Genomic DNA, 18,194 nt, shown 5'->3' on the forward strand with positions numbered 1-18,194 from the left:
AAATGGAAGTATCTTTTTTAAAATAAAAAAGGATGACCTATGCCTTATAAAGAACGTATTAGGCGCTCAGGCGCTATTCATAAACGTCAAAAGCACTATCGCCTACAGAATTGGCCAGACTATAATCAAGCTTTAATAAACAGAGGAGATCTCACTTTATGGCTTTGTGAGGATCTTCACCATAACTGGTACGCGCAAAAATCCCTTACTCCTAAAAAAGGGCGGCCCCTTCATTATTCTGATCATGCCATTACACTCATGCTAACATTAAGGCTCATCTTTAAACAAAAACTTAGGCAAACTCAAGGGGTGGTCAAGTCATTGTTTCATCTCCTTGGCCTTCAATTAGATGTCCCCAATTATACAAGACTATCGCGCCGAGGGACTGTCCCTTTGATCACGCGCCAATTAGAAAAAATGGATGAATCCAGTCATCTTGTCATTGATAGTACAGGTATTAAAGTATTTGGAGAAAGTGAGTGGCTCGAAACAAAATATGGCAAACAGTACAAACGCAAAGTCTGGCGTAAGCTTCACCTTGGCATTAACAGCAAGGGATTCATTGTTTCTCGGATAATGACAAGTCATTTAACAGATGATCGATCCTGCTTAGACGCTCACCTTAAGCAGGCGGATGCGACAAAGATTACGCAGCTTATTGCTGATGCGGGCTATGATGGTCAAAATGTTTACAGCCAACTGGAATCAGTCAACATTAAACCCATTATTCCTCCAGCTCGAGGATCTCCTTCACTGTCAGAAGAGCCCTGCTCTGTTAGACAAAAGGGTATTAATTACATTGATAAAAAGGGACTATATGCCTGGCAAACAAAAAATGATTATGGTAGGAGAGCAAAAGTAGAAAATACGATATACCGCTATAAAGAGGTGATCGGTCGTAAGCTTAATGCCAGGTTATGGGATACCCAAGATGCGGAATTGCATCTTGGGTGCTTCATTTTAAACATTTTTACTAATCTTGGCATGCCGGAATCAGTTAAAATCTAATAATTGTGGGAAAAAGGGAGAGTTTGTTCTTGCTTCCCATTTACGCAACAACGCCTCTTTGACCAGGTTAGTAAAAACAAACACGTACCTGCTAGCGAGCGCGATTTAGCTGAGATAATGAAAGCAATGATATGCATGTATAACCGTACTCAAGCCATGAGCAATTGGCAGGCCTTTAATCTCTTTGACCGTGTTAGCAAAAGCAAACACGTAACTGCTAGAGACCGCGCTTTAGCTGATTACAAGAAAGCAGAAATGTGCGTGTACAATTGCATCCGAGCAATTAGCGATGAGGTGGCTTTTACTCTCCTTGACCAGGTCAGTAAAAACCAACAAGCATCTGATGACCTCCGCGCTTTAGCTGAGATAACGAAAGCAATAATGCGATATCAAAACCGTACCCATGCGATTACCGATGAGGTGGCTATTTCTTTACTCTCCTCGGTCCAAGCCAACTCGTCGTTAAGCAACGAGATTAGAGAGGATGCAGAGAACAAAAAATCAGCGTTGCTTTATAAATTATCTGGGTTTGATCCGCGTAGGATGGAACTGATGCGAAAGCTTTATTTGTGAAGGCTATAGTAAAGTTACATTTCTCCTTAAAAACAATTTCGTTTTATCAGATACTTTTCTAAGTTAACAGCTCTTGCTTAAAGTAAAGAAATTTTGGGACACTATTTCCTCTCCGATTGCACAGGTCTGACATCCTTGGATACTCAAGGGTTGACCAATGTAACATCAATTGGAGCTGGGTTCCTCGGGGGCTCTGCTCTTTTTTCACAAGCTGAAGTGTTAAAGAAAAGAATTTGCAACGTATATGGCCTGAGCAAGAATGCAAGAGTTTTTTTAAAAGAAAACATTGAGGTGCGGACGTATATTCGGCTTTTAACGAAGGTTTATCCTTCTAGCCCAGATGGTATATCCGATCACTTCTTGCCCTTATCGGAACCATGGTTTTTGTAAACCGTGTTGCAAAACAGGATCTCAAGAAGCTGGTAATTCACTTTGTCATCTTTTTATTTTACTCTAGCAAACCTCGGTGGTAGGTCATCCTTATAATTTTACTTATGGGATATCTAGTGAATAGAGTGGTACTCAGTTTGTTTGGCAAGTAGAGACCATACAATTCTTGCATTCTTATTAGCTAGAGCTACATAAGCTTTCTGTTTACCACAACGCTCAATCAGCTTCTCTAACCAATTAGAACGCCTTTTAGCAAAGCTAATAAAGGCGCGTGCTCCGTGAATAAGAAGCGTCCTTAAATACCGATCCCCTCTTTTGCTAATGCCGAGCAGCACCTTTTTATTTCCGCTAGAATGCTGACGTGGTACCAATCCTAGCCAAGCGGCTAAGTGACGCCCATTCTTAAAGTTAGAGATATCACCAATTGCTGATACCAGAGCTGTTGCTGTTAAAGGGCCAATCCCTTCAATTTTTTTAATCCTTTGGCATGCTTTATTCTCGCTACAAATTTTGGCGATCCGCTTATCTAAAAGCTTAACTTTTTTATCAATTTCCAAAAGATCTTGATGAAGCTGGCAAAAAACCTCCAGAGCTAAACTTGTCAGCAAGTTATTTTGATTTTCCAGAAACTGAGGTAATTTCTCCCTCAAACACCCAATACCTTGAGGCGCCACAAGTCCATATTCACTAAGCAGTCCTCTAATCTGATTGACAAGGGCCGTCCTTTGCTGCACCACTCTTTGACGGTACCGATGGAGCGATTGGATATCCTGCTGTTCTATAGTTTTAATTGAAACAAATCTCATATTAGGCCGTGCTACTGCTTCACAGATAGCTTCAGCATCATTCGCATCATTCTTATTCGTTTTAACATATGGTTTTACATATTGTGGGCTCATCAGTTTCACTTCGTGCCCGTAAAGCTGAAACTGGCGGGCCCAGTAGTTAGATCCACTGCAAGACTCCATTCCTATAAGGCATGGAGGTAGATTGGCAATAAAGCTAAGCAATTGGTCACGTCCAATACGCTTCTTTAGCACTGTCTTGCCTCTTTTATCAACGCCATGCAGTTGAAATACCCGCTTGGCTATATCAATCCCTAGTGTTTTTATTGTCATGGTGGGGTCCTTATCTTTATTTATTCCTTTTACATCTCCAGATTACCATTCTTTTCTCATAATCTGAAAGTTGCTCAGGCCATCCCATCAGAACCCCGTGAAACTCATCAAGGATCGGAAAAATATTCAGCAATTAGTGAAGCCCAGCCTGCAAAGCCTGTGGCCTTTTTATATTCTTTAACAAAAGATAAAGTTTGTTGAGCAATATCTAACGAGGGTTTGCACTCATAGGAACAAGGTACATGACTTATTAATGCAATACCTTTAAGATACAGAGATATATCTAATAGAGAATAATGATCTTTAAGATTGGTTCTTGTATATTCTTCAGCAAGTTTATCAATTTCATCTTCCCCAGAATGTTCAATAAAAGACGAACAGCATTCTGGATAACCCAGCAGACGACCTAGAATCATTGCATGCGGTAATGACGATTGATCCACTTCCATTATCATCCTTGATAGCTCCTTGTTTTTAGAAATGACGAGAAACCCGCTTTTATCATGAACTGGACACCATCCTAAACTGGATATAGATTGAAGAAAGATTTTAATGTTGCTCCTATTCTTTATACGCGTCCGAACAGCGGGCTTTATACCAGCAAGAAACTGACATGAATCTACTTTAAATGAGGGTGGCACCATATCCCAGGGTACTTGATTCCAATATTTTTCTATATCTCCTTCGAACACTTATACCTCTTAGACGTAAGTTACGGATTTTACTTTATCGTTGCCTTATCATTCATCGAGAGAATACTCAACTCTTTACATTCTCGAAATAGCATTTCTGTTATAGGTTCCCAAAATTCTGCGGGAAAGAAACTTGGAGATAGACAAATAGATACATCTATAATTCTCTGGTGAAGAGATTGCCTTTTTATTCCAGCAAATATGTCTTTTAATAGCTTTTGCTGTTCATTAAGAGAAGGATCATGGATTCGTCGTCCCTTGTCCTCTTGCCATGAGGAATCCCCATCAAAGCGATTATTAAAGAAATCCATATCTATATGCAGGAAAATAGCTACATTATCTGGAATAAAGCTCAACCAGGTATCAATGTTTGAAGTTGCAATATAATTCGATGATGATAATAATGTGTCTCTCTCGGTATTCTCACATTGAATACTGATCCTTTGCAAGGGTTCGCCCAATATCGTATCCTGCTGTAATGCTTTTTTTAGGGCATAGTTTGTATATGGAGTAGGCCGCAAAGTTAAATGGCGCACATGTATTTTCTCAAGTTGCCAAATAAGAGGGGTTAAGATGCTCCCTTTGCCCAATGCACCACTTACAATAGCAGCTTCAACCGTCTCTGGCTTAAGTAAAGAAAAGTGATCGCCAGTGATAAAATCGACATAACGACCATCCAAACGTTTACCAATGCGAGGAGCCATCATATCTTGGTGATCATCAATATGGAGAAGAATTAATTCTTGAGGAAAAGAACCGTTTCTTTGAAAATAGTGACTCCATGATAAGGGAATCCATTGATCTTCTAACGCAAATAACCCTCGTTCTAAAAACCTTTTTTCAGAAGGTATGTTCCTCACACGTGTTCCCGGACGCCACCACTCAAGACCTTGACGTATTTGAGGGTCATGCATATAACTTCCATAGGGGGTGCTAGGGCGCTCAAGACGAACCTCCCAGTAGTCCTCCTTATCCATGGCGGTGGGTAAATGTTCTGTAAAATATTCTTCTAGAGTTTCGATTCTTTCACTTTCCTCTTTTGGCAAGGAGTCTTTTCCAAGACGAAGAAAAAGATCTTCAATAGGTAAATGAGGGATAAGAGACGATCTATCTCCCTTGAATGGTGACGAGATACGAAACTTTATTAAGGTGGAATGATCAATAAACACGCATTTTACCTTTTCATGGCTTTCATACATGGCTTTGGCAATCCGATGTACTCCATCAATGATGACACTCGTGTTTGTGAGAACTATAGGAAGATTTAAATCTGCGGTCATAACTCGATGTTTATGATTAGGGCTTTCTACAAATTGTTTTAGATTCGATTGTGGAGGGTGATCTAGCTCGCTCCAAGTATCCCAGATCAAAAAATCTGCAAACTTATTTGTTGGAAGCTCCACATGTTGGTCTATCGGTTGGCTTGAAGCCCATTGAATGATAGCCTTAACATCGTAGGTTCCTGTTTCGTTAGTAAAGGTATGAGAAATTCTAGTTTTGAGGATCTCATTATCCTCTGCCGAATGTACAAACAATATAAGATTCATACATATTATAAAGATATTAGAAATAATAATTTTTAAATCCATTTTATTCTCCTAAAATACAGATAATTGAAAAGTTTTCTACTTGAATTTTGGGCATCAAAAAAACGAGCAGATAAGAATTTATATAATGAGAGTGCTAATTTGACATCCATGGTACCCCCAGAGCTTTATGAAGGTGATAAGCAGCAAACAGGCTAATAGTTAGATAAAACATTTCTAAGGAACGAGTAATTGCAATAGATTTTTGCTTATACACCAAGAACCTATGTTGCTTTTACCCATTATTCTTCTCTATTGCATAAGTGTTGGTTTTTTGTGAAAGAGCCCAGGGGGCTGAATCAAATATTTATAAGCCTCATAATGATCAGTACAGTAAAACAAGACACTCCAAGGTTCTAACCATTCCATTCTGACACGAGAACAAACCCTTCACTTTAAAGCTTTCGGCAAAGATCTAGAACCAACTCTCCAATCAATTGTCGCCCTGTTACCTAAAAACATGTAATAAGTAACCCATGTGCCTCAATGGAAAGCTGCTTCGCTTACACATCACTGTAGACCTAATAGTTTCTCTAGAAAGAAATGGCTTCGTGCTAGGACAGTCGTAAAATAATAATCACATTCTTTCCAATAATACCGCTTAGTATCCTCTTACAATCCCTGCCTTAATGCTTTATCTTCTTCACATTTTTTGCATTCTATCTAAGCCTCCCTAATTTGCTTAAAGGATTTTGCAAAATTATATATCTCTTGTTAGCCTTATCTACATGATTAGATCTAATATTTTCTATTTTACAATCTGCATATATTGTTATAGCTTGTTACCGTCAAACTTCAACTTAAGTAAAAATTTAAAGAAAGGACAAGATTATGATAGAGAATAATCAAATGAATTTTTCCTCACTGATTGATTCTGAATGGCAAGGAATGGCTCAAGATGCTTTAACAAATAGTGATTTAAGTGATCATCCAGCCTTAATGCGCTTACAAACCTATGCTATGGACCACACACGTGCTGAGTTAGATATGGGGCGTTATAGCCGTATGCATCACCGCCACAATCGATAATACAAAATAGGTAATAACCGAAGCTTTTTAAAGAGTCGCAAGATTTGTATGTTAGCCTTAATAGGCAATAGGCTAGCACGTTTTAAGACTTATCCTTTTAATACAAAAGCTTCGGTTATAAACCCAAAGCATTATTTGGTTTGCAACCGATAAAACAAGAATAAAAAGTTGATCCCTGATGAATACCCCACAAATTACTTCATTCTTAGTAAAAGTAGCTTCGCGCTGCAATCTTAATTGTGATTATTGTTATGTTTTTAATCATGCGGACCAATCTTGGAAGAGTATGCCGCCTCTCATGTCTATTGAGAATAGAAAAGCAATTGCTCAAAACATCGGCAATTATACCCGAGCTCATAAAATCCCTCTTATATTAGTAGCTTTTCATGGGGGCGAACCTTTATTAATGAAGGCTGATCAGCTGGCTGAAATGGCCCGTTGGATCAGGAAAGCCGTACCTAAAGAGACTCAAGTTGACGTGTCTCTACAAACTAATGGTGTTTTACTGACAGACGATATTCTAGAGCAGTTCAAAGAGGAAAACATTGGGGTCTCATTGAGTCTTGATGGGCCAAAGGCTGCTACTGATCTTCATAGGGTTACGCATAAAGGAAAGTCAAGTTTTGATGGAGCTATGAAGGCTTATCAAAAATTGCAAAATTATCCTTCAATTTTTATGGGTGTCATTGCTGTTATAGACCCAAGAATTAAGCCGAGAGAGCTGCTTGAATTTTTCAATGAGTTAAATCCTCCAAAGTTGGATTTCTTGTTGCCGGATGCCAATCATAATGCTCCGCCTTTCTTGCGGGATAGTCAGCCTGATATCTATATCAATTGGCTATTAGAAGCTTTTGATCTCTGGTTAGATGAGTATCCAAACTTAAAAATCCGCTTGTTTGATACTCTTTTACAAACAATAGTTGGATCCCAATCAGGTACAGATTTTTTTGGCTTTGGTAATGTGACCATGCTTACGGTAGAAACAGACGGGACATACCACGATTTAGATGTTTTAAAAATTACTACCGAAGGATGTTCTTCTTTAGGGATGAACGTGCGGGATCATTTCATAGAAGAGGCAGCTAATTCTCCCATTATAGCACGACATAATAAGCTATTAAGTTTTGAAGGGGTATCCAATGCTTGCAAAGTATGCCCTGTTGTCGAGATTTGTGGGGGAGGATCGGTACCTCATCGCTATGGAAAAAATGGCTTTGATAATCCAACTGTTTATTGCAGGGAAATGTTAGCATTAATCACTCACGCTCAGAAGAGGTTAAATATTCTTTTGGGTAATAAGATTCAAAAGCGCTCTAACCCTAGCAAATCATTGGTTAGCATAGATCCAACAGTCTATAACCTGGCCAAGGAAGGTAACTCTGAATTAGATTTAGTCTATCAACATTGGTGTGATCGTTCTTATCAAACCTTTCAAGGAGCCATACAATATGCAGCTCAACAAGGGAACCAACTTAAAGAAACTGTTGACCAATATAAACTTTTAGATGCAAATCAAAAGCGACTTGTTTCGTCTCTGCCTTCCGTTAAATTATGGGCAAAGATACTCCTAAAACATCAAGAAGGCTCAATTATATATGATTTTGATCGCACCCCACTCCAAGTAAATAATATAGATCTACGCAGTCTTTCAGATATAATAGCAGAAGGCCGCTATAAGAGGTTAATTATTCATCCTAATGACCCGTGGTTACGAAAACCTTTTGGTAACAAGGTCATATATGAGGATGAAAAGTTTATTGGAATGGGGGAAGCGTTAATAAATGAAGCTTTAGGAATAATTGACGAATATAATCCGGCCTTAAAAAATGAAATATTAACTTTATCTCCAATTGTTGTATTGATACAAGACCCCAAAGCTAACCCTGATAGTTTTGTTTCTTTTAGTGATAATGAGGTACCAGGAGCTTTATATATATGTATACGCCATAACAATTCATATGCTAGTCCACATGATTTAGCAGATTCTCTTATTCACGAACACCGGCACCAAAAGCTCTACCTTTTAGAAGAATTTAGTCCTGTCGTTACCTCTGATTTTCCCTATGTTCCTTCACCATGGCGCAAAGAGCCAAGGCCTGTTTCTGGTCTATTTCATGCCGCCTTCGTATTCAATGAATTAGAAAAATTTTGGCATTATTTATCTCTTAAGGAGTCAGGGGATTTTCTCGCGAAAGCTTTGAGAGAAACGCGCAAGAATCAAAAAATGCTAAAAGAATCCTTTTCCACCTTGGAAAATTGCCCACTCACAGAATTGGGTAAAAACTTTTTACAGATTTTTAGAAGGGAGCTAGAACATGATTACAATAAAGTTGATATACCACAAACAGGTTATGCTTCCTAAATTGATTAAATATCGACTATTAATGGGGTTGCTTTTGGTATTCAAGATGCCTGTAGCTGCGGCGCAATCAGATGACGGAGATGTTTATTATGGTGCACGGCCTACTTCAAAGTGTTTTATGGAAATACCCCTGGAGGAGGGGGAGGATAGCTTGAAAGAAGCCAAAACATCTATCCAAGAAAAGCAGCAGCAATATGCTCGAGAAGCAGATGTCGAGCTTATCAGAGGTAAGTTGCCCCGGGACAAGGAAGAGCCACCTGAGAATTATTTCTGGAAAATATTTTTTCAAAATAGAAGTGCCGGGAAAGTTTCTATCGATTTAACAGACTTGCCGCCTTTAGGAAGACAACCAACAATACAAATATTCCTGAACAAACAAGCCCAAGGAAGACATATTGGTAGAATTGCTTATGAGAGAGCCTGTCGGCTAAGCCATTATGATGTTGTCTATGCCTCTATGCGGCGGAATAATATTCCTTCTTTCAAAGCTGCATCTGCAGCAGGGTTCCGGGAGCTAAAGAATGCTGCTTTCAAGCAATGTGTGATGAAGTGGGTTAGAAGAAGATAATGCATTCTATAAACATTGAGCAAGTTTCATGAGGACTCCAAATCTAAAGCTTGAAGTCCTACAGTTTTGTTTCACAAAGTTCTTTAGCGTTCTTAAAGCCGATAGACGTCTATTAGTTTCATTCTTCCTGGCAATAGGAGTGTTCCTTGTTGCTCTTCTTTTTAATGTTTTTCTTCCTCTCGTTTTAAAATTTATTATCCAGTCTTTAGAAGAGACTTCTAATAGTATGCAGCTTATGATTGCTGTGGTTTGTGGTTATGGGCTTATGTGGACTGTAGCACAGATTGGTGAACATATCCGTGAAATTATGAGCGTAGGCGCTGTCGAGAGGACCATCCGTAAACTCATAACGTTATTTTATTATTCTGTTCTCAACCATCACAATCCCCAAAAAAAGTTACCTGCAACGGGTACTATTATTAATAAATTAGGGATCTTTCGCGAAGGATTTAATAATCTAATTTGGGGGGTATTGTTCTTTTTGCTTCCAACTGTACTCGAAATCTTATGTGCCTGTTTTGTTCTTTGGTATCTTTATGGGTGGTTTTATGCGAGTATATTGTTATGTACTATAGGACTTTATGGTGTTTGCACATACATCGGTGTCTCCTTATATTTAAAACATCAAGTAGACACTTATGATAAATCAGCACAAGTATCTGGTTTTTTAAGTGATCGTTTATTTAACATAGAGACTATTTACTCGCTTGGTAATCCTGATAATGAACTAACAGCCTTAGATTCTAAGTTGAGGGATCTAGAAAATCGAACAACTAGGACCAAACAAGTCTTTGAGGTGGTACGAATTATCCAAGGTATTATTATTGGTAGTGCACTAACTCTGGTAATTTACCATTGTGTTAATAATATCTCGAAAGGCAATCAACATATTAGCGATTTCGTGCTGATTAATAGCTATATTTTACAATTTTTTACTCCCCTTTCGTCATTAGGAATCATCTTGAATGATATATATAGATCGTTTGCTGAAGTGGCAGGAATGATGAACTTGATGAATTCTACTTCTCATGAGGAGCGGCCAAGCAGCAATATCTTACTATTAGCAACTCCAACAAATATAGTAATGAAGGATGTATCCTTCTCTTACGGAAATAACGATCATTCCTTAATTTTAAAGAATGTGGATTTAGAATTTAAGGCCGGATGGAAGATTGGTATCGTTGGACACTCAGGCTCAGGTAAAACAACGCTTGGGAAATTGCTTAGTGGTTTATACCATCCAGATAAGGGTGAAATTTACCTTAATCATATCCCTTTATCTTCATACGAGCGCCAGACTTTAAAATCAATAGTCTCGTATATACCTCAGCATGTACAGCTCTTCAATGATACTTTACATGCAAATATAATCTATGCGAATCCAGAGGCTAGCTCGAAAGATATACAAGAGGCTATCAATGGGGCCCAACTTAAAGAAGTAATCAAGCGCTTGCCGGATGGTTTGAGGACGGTTTTAGGTGAGCAAGGTTATTCTTTGTCAGGAGGGGAAAGACAGCGCATAGGCATAGCCAGAGCAATTTTGAAAAAATCCTCTATTTCTATCCTAGATGAGCCAACATCTTTCTTAGATCCACAGACTGAAGAAAAAATCCTTAATTATTTTCACAATCAAAAGAAGCGAATGACCCAGATTATTATTGCCCATCGATTAAACATGGTTATGGATGCTGATTGGGTTGTAATGCTTGGGAAAGGAGAAATAATAGCTCAAGGAACGCCGCATGAATTGATAAATAGTTGTTCATCTTTCAGAGAATTGTGGGGACTCGATAAACAGGGACAAGACTCAATGGTTATCCCTTCCTCTAGGTAAACAAAGTAAATTTGGAAAGAGAATCCTGATGACAAATATTAAGCCAGTAACTCATACATACAATCAGCTATCAGCGAAGTACTATAACCTAGTTAAACCTGGGGCATTTGCTGAGGAAATCTCCTTTTACCAACAGATCTTAAAGGAAACCACAGGTCCATACCTAGATGCTATGTGTGGTTCCGGTCGTTTATTAGTGCCCCTTCTTTCAATGGGTTATGATATTGAGGGGATGGATTATTCCTCAGCCATGTTAGGTTATTGTAGGGAAAATGCATCCATCAAAGGTTTTGCCCCAGCTCTTTATCAGCAATCTATAGAGGATATGGCCCTCGAAAAAAAATATGAGCTTATCTTTATCATTGGCGGCTCGTTTCAATTAATTTATCCCAGGGAAGCAGCTATTAAGGCACTTCATGCAGCCAAGAATCATTTAATTGAGGGGGGGAAGTTATATATCGATACTTTTATTCCATGGGAATTATTGTATGAAGATGGGAAGGAGGAAAATTTTTTAAATGAAGTACACGATGAAGATGGAACAAGCCTAAAGCTTGAAACTTACAGTTATACACACAGACAGAAACAGCATTTTATAAGCCATAATAAATATACCAAACTAAGAAAGGGGAAAGTGATTCAATCAGAGAAGGAAGTGATGCCTGTATTATGGTATTACCATTATGAAACAATCTTACTCTTAGAATCTGTTGGTTTTAAAAATGTAAGAGTCTTTGACACAAAAATTGGACAGCATCCTGAATTAACAGTGTACGAGGCTATTAAATAAGGCTCTTTATTTCACAGAGGCTGAATTAAATATAAATGGAATTAAAGCTTAATAAGAATAAACTATATTCTTGATGACAATATCTTCTGCTACCTAGTCGCTGTCGCGAAATAGCAATTTAGTTTATAAAATGGTTTTTATAAAAAGATATGGCTTAGGAATTCTTCATGGATTTTGAACCACCCTCCTTCTAATCTCCATCGACGAAAATAATAGTGAAAAGTGCCCCAAGGAGAAAAGTTTTTGGGAAGCATCCGCCATTGGCAACCTGTCTTTAACAAGTAGAAAATTGCATTAAGGATATGGCGGACATTAACTCGTCTTGGGCGTCCGCCTGGTCTACTTGGAGGAATCATAGGAGAGATTATAGACCACTCTTGATCACTTAAATCACTTTCATAAATTCTCTTCACGACAGAGCTCCTTTTATTTGCTCTGCTAAGCTACCAATCCTATTGGCGCTTATATCCGTTAATCCTTTCTTCTGCTTCTCATACAGTCTCTTATACAACGTCAACTAACAATGTACTGGCGAGTTGTTAGATCAGGTCAGTAACTTATTTCGTACTCTTCCGAAATAATTCTCATAAAATTCCTCTTCCATATAACCTCAAAAAAGCATATAAGGCAGTATTAGCGCGCGTAGGAGGATTAAGTATTGATCCATAATTTTAGTATTAAGACCGCTCATTTCATACTGAGTTCCGGAGTCTTATTGAGATTATCAGATAAATTGTTTTATTCCTTACGACATAGAGCCAATGCTAAGATTAATAAAAATATGGAAAAATAAGCAAAATGTTGATTTCTTCTACTCATTCATTTCCTTTTGAGTATTCTCTTATCCAGGATTTTATAAATTATGAGCACAGCCTAAGCCTTCTTGACTGGTTGGAAAAAGTACCTTTTTGGAAATTGAAGTCTACTGGTTTTTATTCGCAGTGGGAGTTCCGTTTAGATAACAATATCATTCTACCAGATAATTTAAAATTCTTAACGCATGTTGGTTTTCTAAATGGTTTGAAAACAAAGCTAGAAAAGGAATTTCGAGCTCCACTCGGTAAAGAAATTTATATTAAATTCCATAAGATGGTTCCTTTTCAAGAAATAAAAATACATAACGATTATCTACCTGAGGAAACTGCTTTTAGATTAGTGATCCAATTCAATAGAGGGTGGACTATAGAGCAAGGGGGATATCTTATTATACATAACAATTATGAAGGGGAAATAAATCGTGTACTACTTCCCTTGCATAACACTGGCATTGCCTTTAAAATATCTAACTCGTCGCTACACTCCGTTTCTCCTATTTTAGGAGGAGAGAGATATACTCTAGTATACATTTTCTCACAGGAAAACGAAAACAAAGACAATTAGCTAATGATAATTAGCTGAAAGGAGGCTAGGTATTTATAAATTTCAATCTTTTAGGAAGGGAGACATATCGCAGATACAAATACCATTCCAATCATTACCACTTGATGAAGCAAGCAGACTAAAAGAATTATATTCATATTTCTGCGAGATGGATATTGATTGCAATCTTGTTGAGGATATATGGTCAATCAAATTATTATGGCCCGAAGACCCTGACTTTTATATTGATCCTTTTATCCAACATAACCTCAAGAAATGGCACCCGAAAACTACAGTTTCCCAAATCCCTTTCGTTTTTATGGTAGGTTCCAAATACTTAGAAGCTCTCAATGATAATTGGTCTCTTTATGGGTGGAGCACATGGCTGAAAAGTCTTCAAAAGCACTCATTTCCGAAAAAAATCACAATCATACACCTAGACGACCATGATGACCTTATGAGCCCTAAAGCTTATTTTCATCAAGGTAGACTATATGATATTTTTACAAAGAAATTAATAAGTATTTATGAACCTCAAAGTATTAAATCAGCCATTCTGAGTGGGGCTATTGGAATTGGTGAATTTATTCTTCCACTTTTGTGTGAGTTTCCTTCTGTTGAGATAAGACATTTGTGCCAAAGTACAGAACCTCACACGACTATACAACGTCAGATAATATAGCCGCATAGCGTCAGAAATAGAGTCCGGTTTATAAAGGAGGCAAAGGACCTTAAAAAGCGTGGTTCCAATGCCTGGAAAAACAATAACCGACCATCAATATAGGCTATACATGCAAACAAGAAAATCAGCACATACGCAAAAGCTTTCAGCAGCTAAAGCGGGATTCAGCGAAAGAACGGGCAGAAGATTAGAAAAACAAGGAATATTACCGTCTCAAGCAAGCAAAAGAGGGAGGAAACCTGGGACTCATATTTTTTCTGACATTTGGGATGACATTATTACGCCATTAATTCAAAAAACGCCATTTTTATCGGCGATCATTTTATTGGAGCATCTCCAGGACCTTTATCCCGGCAATTATTCGTCAAGGAATTTGAGAACTTTACAAAGACTTCTGCAACAGTGGCGAGCTTTAGAGGGGCCTGATAAAGAAATCATCTTTCGCCAGATCCATCAACCTGGACGTCAAGGCTTATCGGATTTTACGACCCCTAAGACTTTCCAAGTGACCATTCAAGGCAAGCCTTTTAAGCATCTTCTCTATCATTTCCGCTTAGCTTACAGTGGTTGGTCTTTTATCCAAGCAGTTCAAGGAGGTGAAAGTTTTCAGGCCTTATCTCAGGGATTGCAAAATGCTCTTTGGCGTTTAGGCGGATGTCCACAAGAGCATCGAACAGATAGCTTATCAGCGGCGTACAAGAATTTATCTGACCAAACACAACGAAACTTTACGACGAAGTATGAGCAATTGTGCCAGCATTACACGATGACACCGACCCGTAACAATTTAGGAAAAAGCCATGAGAATGGTAGTATTGAAGGACCCCATGGCCATTTGAAGCGCCGTATTGCTCAAACATTGACTTTAAGAGGGTCGAGTGACTTTGAGTCGATTGTCTCCTATCAGTCCTTTCTTCAGTCTGTCGTGAATCGCCATAATCGATACCATCAAAAGCAAATTGATGAAGAAAAAACACGACTCAAGCCATTACCCCACTACCGGACCATTGATTATGAAGAAACCACAGCCCGGGTGACAACTTCCAGCACTATCTTTGTCAAAAACGTTGTTTATAGTGTGCCGTCTCGTCTTATTGGTCAGCGGTTACGTATCCACCTGTATCTCGATCATCTGGTCTGTTATCTTGGCAGTGAGCTCACCCTTGAGCTGCCCCGTCTTCAAACAATTTCTGGCAAACGCCAATATTGTATCAATTATAGGCATTTGATTAACAGTTTATCCTGCAAGCCCCAAGCCTTTCGGTACAGTATGCTGCGAGATGAGGTATTACCGTCCCCTGTTTATCGCCAAATATGGCAATTGCTTGATCACTTATGTGTTAGCCGCCAAGCGTGTAAGCTTATGGTGGGAATTCTTAAACTGGCGGCCGATTATAAGTGTGAAGAAGACTTAGGGCATCAAGTTTTAAGCCTTCTCCAAAAGGGTCAAGTTCCTCATTTAGGCGCCTTGCAAAATCGTTATGGAAAGATAACCAAGCCTTTACCGATCCCTTATCTGGCTATCCCTCAGCAGGCCTTAGCTTGCTATAATCAGCTTCTATCGTCCTTAGGAAGGGAGATAGCTCATGCATGACTTTGCCAAACTGCCTCTTCTGCTCAAGGAACTCCGGCTTGCAACCATAAGGAATTTATGGGAACCATTTGCTCGGCAAGCCCTTGAAGAGAATTGGCCTCCTGACCGCTATCTTGCCATTTTATGCGAGCATGAGATTGACGCCCGTTTGCAAAAAAAGCTCAAGCGAAACTTAAAGCAGGCCCAACTCCCTGCCGGTAAGGCTTTGTCAACCTTTGATTTTAGTCATGCTCCAACTCTGAACAAAGCAAAAATCCAAGATCTGGCCGATAATACGGCCTGGGTTAACAACAAGGAAAATCTATTGATTTTTGGACCAAGCGGCGTGGGGAAAACCCATTTAGCAGCAGCTATTGCTTATGGGTTGATTGAAAGAGGGATCCGTGTCTTGTTGACCTCTACCACTGCCTTGGTCCAGAAACTTCAAGCCGCACGTCAACAATTGTGTTTGCCTCAAACGTTAGCCAAGATGGACAGTTACCAAGTCCTTATTCTGGATGATATTGGCTACGTCCGTAAAGATGAAGCGGAAACCCATGTTCTGTTTGAGTTAATTGCGCATCGCTATGAATCAGGCAGCCTCATTGTGACAGCCAATCAACCTTTTAGCGAATGGGATAGCATTTTTGCTGACACAACGATGACCGTGGCTGCCATTGACCGTTTGGTTCATCATGCCACGATTATTGAGATTGTGTCAGAAAGTTACAGGCGCACCCATTGCCGGCACAATAAATAACTTAAAAGGAGAATTTTTATGACGACTAAGTAACCTCTATCACCGGTCATAATTTCTGACGCTCTCCGGTCTTAATTTTTGTCGTTGCATAATCATGTTCGCCTCCTTCTCTTAAAAGAAGGCATTTGGGATCACTCACTGTATCAATTTTTTCTCGGTGCTCTGTATCATTTTATTTCTGGTGGTGACACTTGGTGGTTGACAGTTACCTCCAATGTTCTCATCAACATTTTCAATCTGGGCGTTTAGAGAAAGGTTTTGGATAAATAAAGTTGTAAGAGGCTTATCATTTTCAGTTACAATTTTAAGATATACTTGAAGGTAAGCATATCGCTGCTCCCTGTTCCCGGGCAAGACGAGTGTTGTGACATGGCCTTTTCAATTGTCCACTCTCATCAGTTCTATGCATTTGTCTGGTGTGAATCTAGTGGGCAAAGGGGAACATACTTTGGTTCCGCCAAACTCGTATCGATAAATAAATATTTGTCAGCAATAAATAAGAAAGGGTTATGTCTAAATGTGATTTCAACTTGTTCTGTATTTGAGGATTCAAATCCTAATTTATATAAAAATTCTTCAAGTGCTTGTTTGTTGGAGTCAGGATAATGCTTTTGGAAAGACGCAATTGCATCTTTTCTCTTTAATACTTCTAGTGTTGCCTCATCCGGAAAAGTTTTTTTTCTATAAAGCTCAGCATATTCCCATATGGCAGTTCTTTGCCTTCTATTGGAAAGCTTTTCCTCTTTTTCTGCAATAATATTCCTTATTGTTAATCTATCTGACAAAACCTTTAAAGGACAGAAAACCCAAAGTAAAGTGATAGGAGCTTTAAAATTCCAAAACATCTCAGAAAGATTGACAAACTTAAAATCCATAATAACTGGAGAATCATTTCGAGATTCTTTCCAAATTTTAAAAGGCAACCTAGAAAGTTTGGATTTGAAGTAACTTCTCTCAGCTCTGGGAATTCCTCTTCCATAAATGGATCTAAGTAATAACAAATCCTCTTGAATATGATTTGGGATTTTTTTATATTGTCTCCTAAAATAAAATTTATCATTTTTTAGGTCTCTAGATTTTCTACGATCCTAGAATATTCATCAGGATGATAATTTTTTATTGTTTTTTCTAATGATTTATCACAAAAAAGATCTATGCTGTAATCAGTTAAATCAGTGCTAGATTTTCTAAAAAAATCTATTAAAGTGGTTTTTCCTGCATTAGAAGTGCCCGTAAGTATTGTTACTGGGGCCTTTCCATACATAATAAATCTATTGTCAGCGTTTAAAGAAAGAGGGATTATCCTTTTAAAGGAAAACTCTCCAGTTATGCTCTTTTTAAACTCTTTTCCTTCAATGAGAAAATTATATCGTTCAATATAAATGCTAGGTATTAGCATATAATTACAAATACATATTTTTGAGTAACTTTCTAAGAATAAATAACAACTATATATAAACTCACTTTTTATATAGGAAATATTTTTATAATTAATATTATTTATAATCATATAATTTTTATTGTAATAATAGAAGTAGAATAGTGAAAATTCTGCTAAAATTAATTTCTTGAAATCTATAGGGTTAAGTAATTTAGTAGTGTCAGGAATTAAGGCAAAAGACCTATTTAAAATGTAAGATTTATTATTATTTCTTGGTCTGGAAAGGTTTAGTTGAAAGTAAACTGGAAATTCTTTTCCATATTCGCTAAGACTTTCAACAGAAAAGGCTTTAAAATTAATATTTTGCTCACTTACTGCTCTTTGACTTCTTGTTTTTTCAGAACCAATTTCATCATCCATAGCGATGGAATAATTATTCATCTTTATAAGAATCAAATAAACAAATGCAGTTATATTACATTTTTTATA

18 protein-coding genes are annotated in these 18,194 nt (G+C 38.1%); 12 read left to right on the plus strand and 6 right to left on the minus strand.

From position 1 onward, the window contains the following. Positions 1–39: 39 nt before the first annotated feature. The 3 genes from ID47_RS04725 to ID47_RS13195 all read left to right on the plus strand — a co-directional run bounded on the left by ID47_RS04725 (position 40) and on the right by ID47_RS13195 (position 1,971). A complete protein-coding gene (locus ID47_RS04725) occupies positions 40–1,008 on the plus strand; it encodes an IS5 family transposase (protein WP_038464449.1) in 969 nt (322 codons plus the stop codon). A gap of 135 nt (positions 1,009–1,143) precedes the next feature. Further along, positions 1,144–1,581: a hypothetical protein gene (locus ID47_RS04730; RefSeq protein WP_038464452.1), complete on the plus strand. Its 438-nt coding sequence runs from the start codon at positions 1,144–1,146 to the stop codon at positions 1,579–1,581. A 93-nt stretch (positions 1,582–1,674) separates the two neighbouring features. Next, on the plus strand, positions 1,675–1,971 hold the full coding sequence (locus tag ID47_RS13195; RefSeq protein WP_038464455.1) for a hypothetical protein: 297 nt from the start codon (positions 1,675–1,677) through the stop codon (positions 1,969–1,971). 113 nt (positions 1,972–2,084) lie between these two features. Here the strand turns inward: ID47_RS13195 and ID47_RS04740 are convergent, their stop codons facing one another. The 3 genes from ID47_RS04740 to ID47_RS04750 form a co-directional block, all read right to left on the minus strand. Further along, positions 2,085–3,089: an IS110 family RNA-guided transposase gene (locus ID47_RS04740; RefSeq protein WP_038462882.1), complete on the minus strand. Its 1,005-nt coding sequence runs from the start codon at positions 3,087–3,089 to the stop codon at positions 2,085–2,087. A gap of 107 nt (positions 3,090–3,196) precedes the next feature. Continuing rightward, positions 3,197–3,733 (minus strand): DUF483 domain-containing protein, encoded by a 537-nt coding sequence (locus ID47_RS13660; protein ID WP_269516743.1) that lies wholly within the window; start codon positions 3,731–3,733, stop codon positions 3,197–3,199. 77 nt (positions 3,734–3,810) lie between these two features. Continuing rightward, positions 3,811–5,370, minus strand: a complete 1,560-nt coding sequence (locus tag ID47_RS04750; protein ID WP_038464457.1) for a hypothetical protein — start codon at positions 5,368–5,370, stop codon at positions 3,811–3,813. Between the two features lie 828 nt (positions 5,371–6,198). Here ID47_RS04750 and ID47_RS04755 point away from each other — a divergent pair. The 5 genes from ID47_RS04755 to ID47_RS04775 all read left to right on the plus strand — a co-directional run bounded on the left by ID47_RS04755 (position 6,199) and on the right by ID47_RS04775 (position 11,950). Next, positions 6,199–6,396 (plus strand): hypothetical protein, encoded by a 198-nt coding sequence (locus ID47_RS04755; protein WP_038464458.1) that lies wholly within the window; start codon positions 6,199–6,201, stop codon positions 6,394–6,396. A 178-nt stretch (positions 6,397–6,574) separates the two neighbouring features. Continuing rightward, positions 6,575–8,758, plus strand: coding sequence for a cyclophane-forming radical SAM/SPASM peptide maturase YhhB (yhhB, locus tag ID47_RS04760; protein WP_075261562.1), 2,184 nt, complete (start codon positions 6,575–6,577; stop codon positions 8,756–8,758). Then, the gene (locus ID47_RS04765; protein WP_038464462.1) at positions 8,712–9,326 is read left to right on the plus strand and encodes a GNAT family N-acetyltransferase; all 615 of its coding nucleotides are present in this window, start codon (positions 8,712–8,714) and stop codon (positions 9,324–9,326) included. Before yhhB ends, ID47_RS04765 begins: the two co-directional genes overlap by 47 nt. Positions 9,327–9,354: 28 nt before the next feature. Next, positions 9,355–11,160, plus strand: a complete 1,806-nt coding sequence (locus ID47_RS04770; protein ID WP_038464466.1) for an ABC transporter ATP-binding protein — start codon at positions 9,355–9,357, stop codon at positions 11,158–11,160. A 28-nt stretch (positions 11,161–11,188) separates the two neighbouring features. Next, complete coding sequence (locus ID47_RS04775; RefSeq protein ID WP_038464469.1) at positions 11,189–11,950, plus strand: class I SAM-dependent methyltransferase; 762 nt, start codon at positions 11,189–11,191, stop codon at positions 11,948–11,950. 137 nt (positions 11,951–12,087) lie between these two features. On the opposite strand, the gene ID47_RS04780 is transcribed toward ID47_RS04775, so the two are convergent. Beyond that, positions 12,088–12,363, minus strand: coding sequence for an IS5 family transposase (locus ID47_RS04780; protein ID WP_038464472.1), 276 nt, complete (start codon positions 12,361–12,363; stop codon positions 12,088–12,090). A gap of 385 nt (positions 12,364–12,748) precedes the next feature. On the opposite strand from ID47_RS04780, the gene yhhC reads away from it, so the two are divergent. The 4 genes from yhhC to istB all read left to right on the plus strand — a co-directional run bounded on the left by yhhC (position 12,749) and on the right by istB (position 16,324). Continuing rightward, entirely contained in the window at positions 12,749–13,330 is a 582-nt protein-coding gene (yhhC, locus tag ID47_RS04785; RefSeq protein WP_038464475.1) for a cyclophane-containing peptide 2OG-Fe(II) oxygenase YhhC, read from the plus strand. A 148-nt stretch (positions 13,331–13,478) separates the two neighbouring features. Then, positions 13,479–13,991, plus strand: coding sequence for a hypothetical protein (locus ID47_RS11660; protein ID WP_051908611.1), 513 nt, complete (start codon positions 13,479–13,481; stop codon positions 13,989–13,991). 67 nt (positions 13,992–14,058) lie between these two features. Next, on the plus strand, positions 14,059–15,585 hold the full coding sequence (gene istA, locus ID47_RS04795) for an IS21 family transposase (protein ID WP_038463053.1): 1,527 nt from the start codon (positions 14,059–14,061) through the stop codon (positions 15,583–15,585). Beyond that, entirely contained in the window at positions 15,578–16,324 is a 747-nt protein-coding gene (gene istB / locus ID47_RS04800) for an IS21-like element helper ATPase IstB (protein WP_038463055.1), read from the plus strand. The genes istA and istB overlap by 8 nt, the downstream gene beginning before the upstream one ends. 401 nt (positions 16,325–16,725) lie before the next feature. Here istB and ID47_RS04805 read toward each other — a convergent pair whose 3' ends face one another. Beyond that, positions 16,726–17,247 (minus strand): hypothetical protein, encoded by a 522-nt coding sequence (locus ID47_RS04805; RefSeq protein ID WP_198022355.1) that lies wholly within the window; start codon positions 17,245–17,247, stop codon positions 16,726–16,728. A gap of 140 nt (positions 17,248–17,387) precedes the next feature. Continuing rightward, positions 17,388–18,125: a hypothetical protein gene (locus ID47_RS04810; RefSeq protein ID WP_198022356.1), complete on the minus strand. Its 738-nt coding sequence runs from the start codon at positions 18,123–18,125 to the stop codon at positions 17,388–17,390. Positions 18,126–18,194: the final 69 nt, after the last annotated feature.

It is taken from the genome of Candidatus Paracaedibacter acanthamoebae (genome assembly GCF_000742835.1).
Taxonomy (GTDB): Bacteria; Pseudomonadota; Alphaproteobacteria; order Paracaedibacterales; family Paracaedibacteraceae; genus Paracaedibacter; species Paracaedibacter acanthamoebae.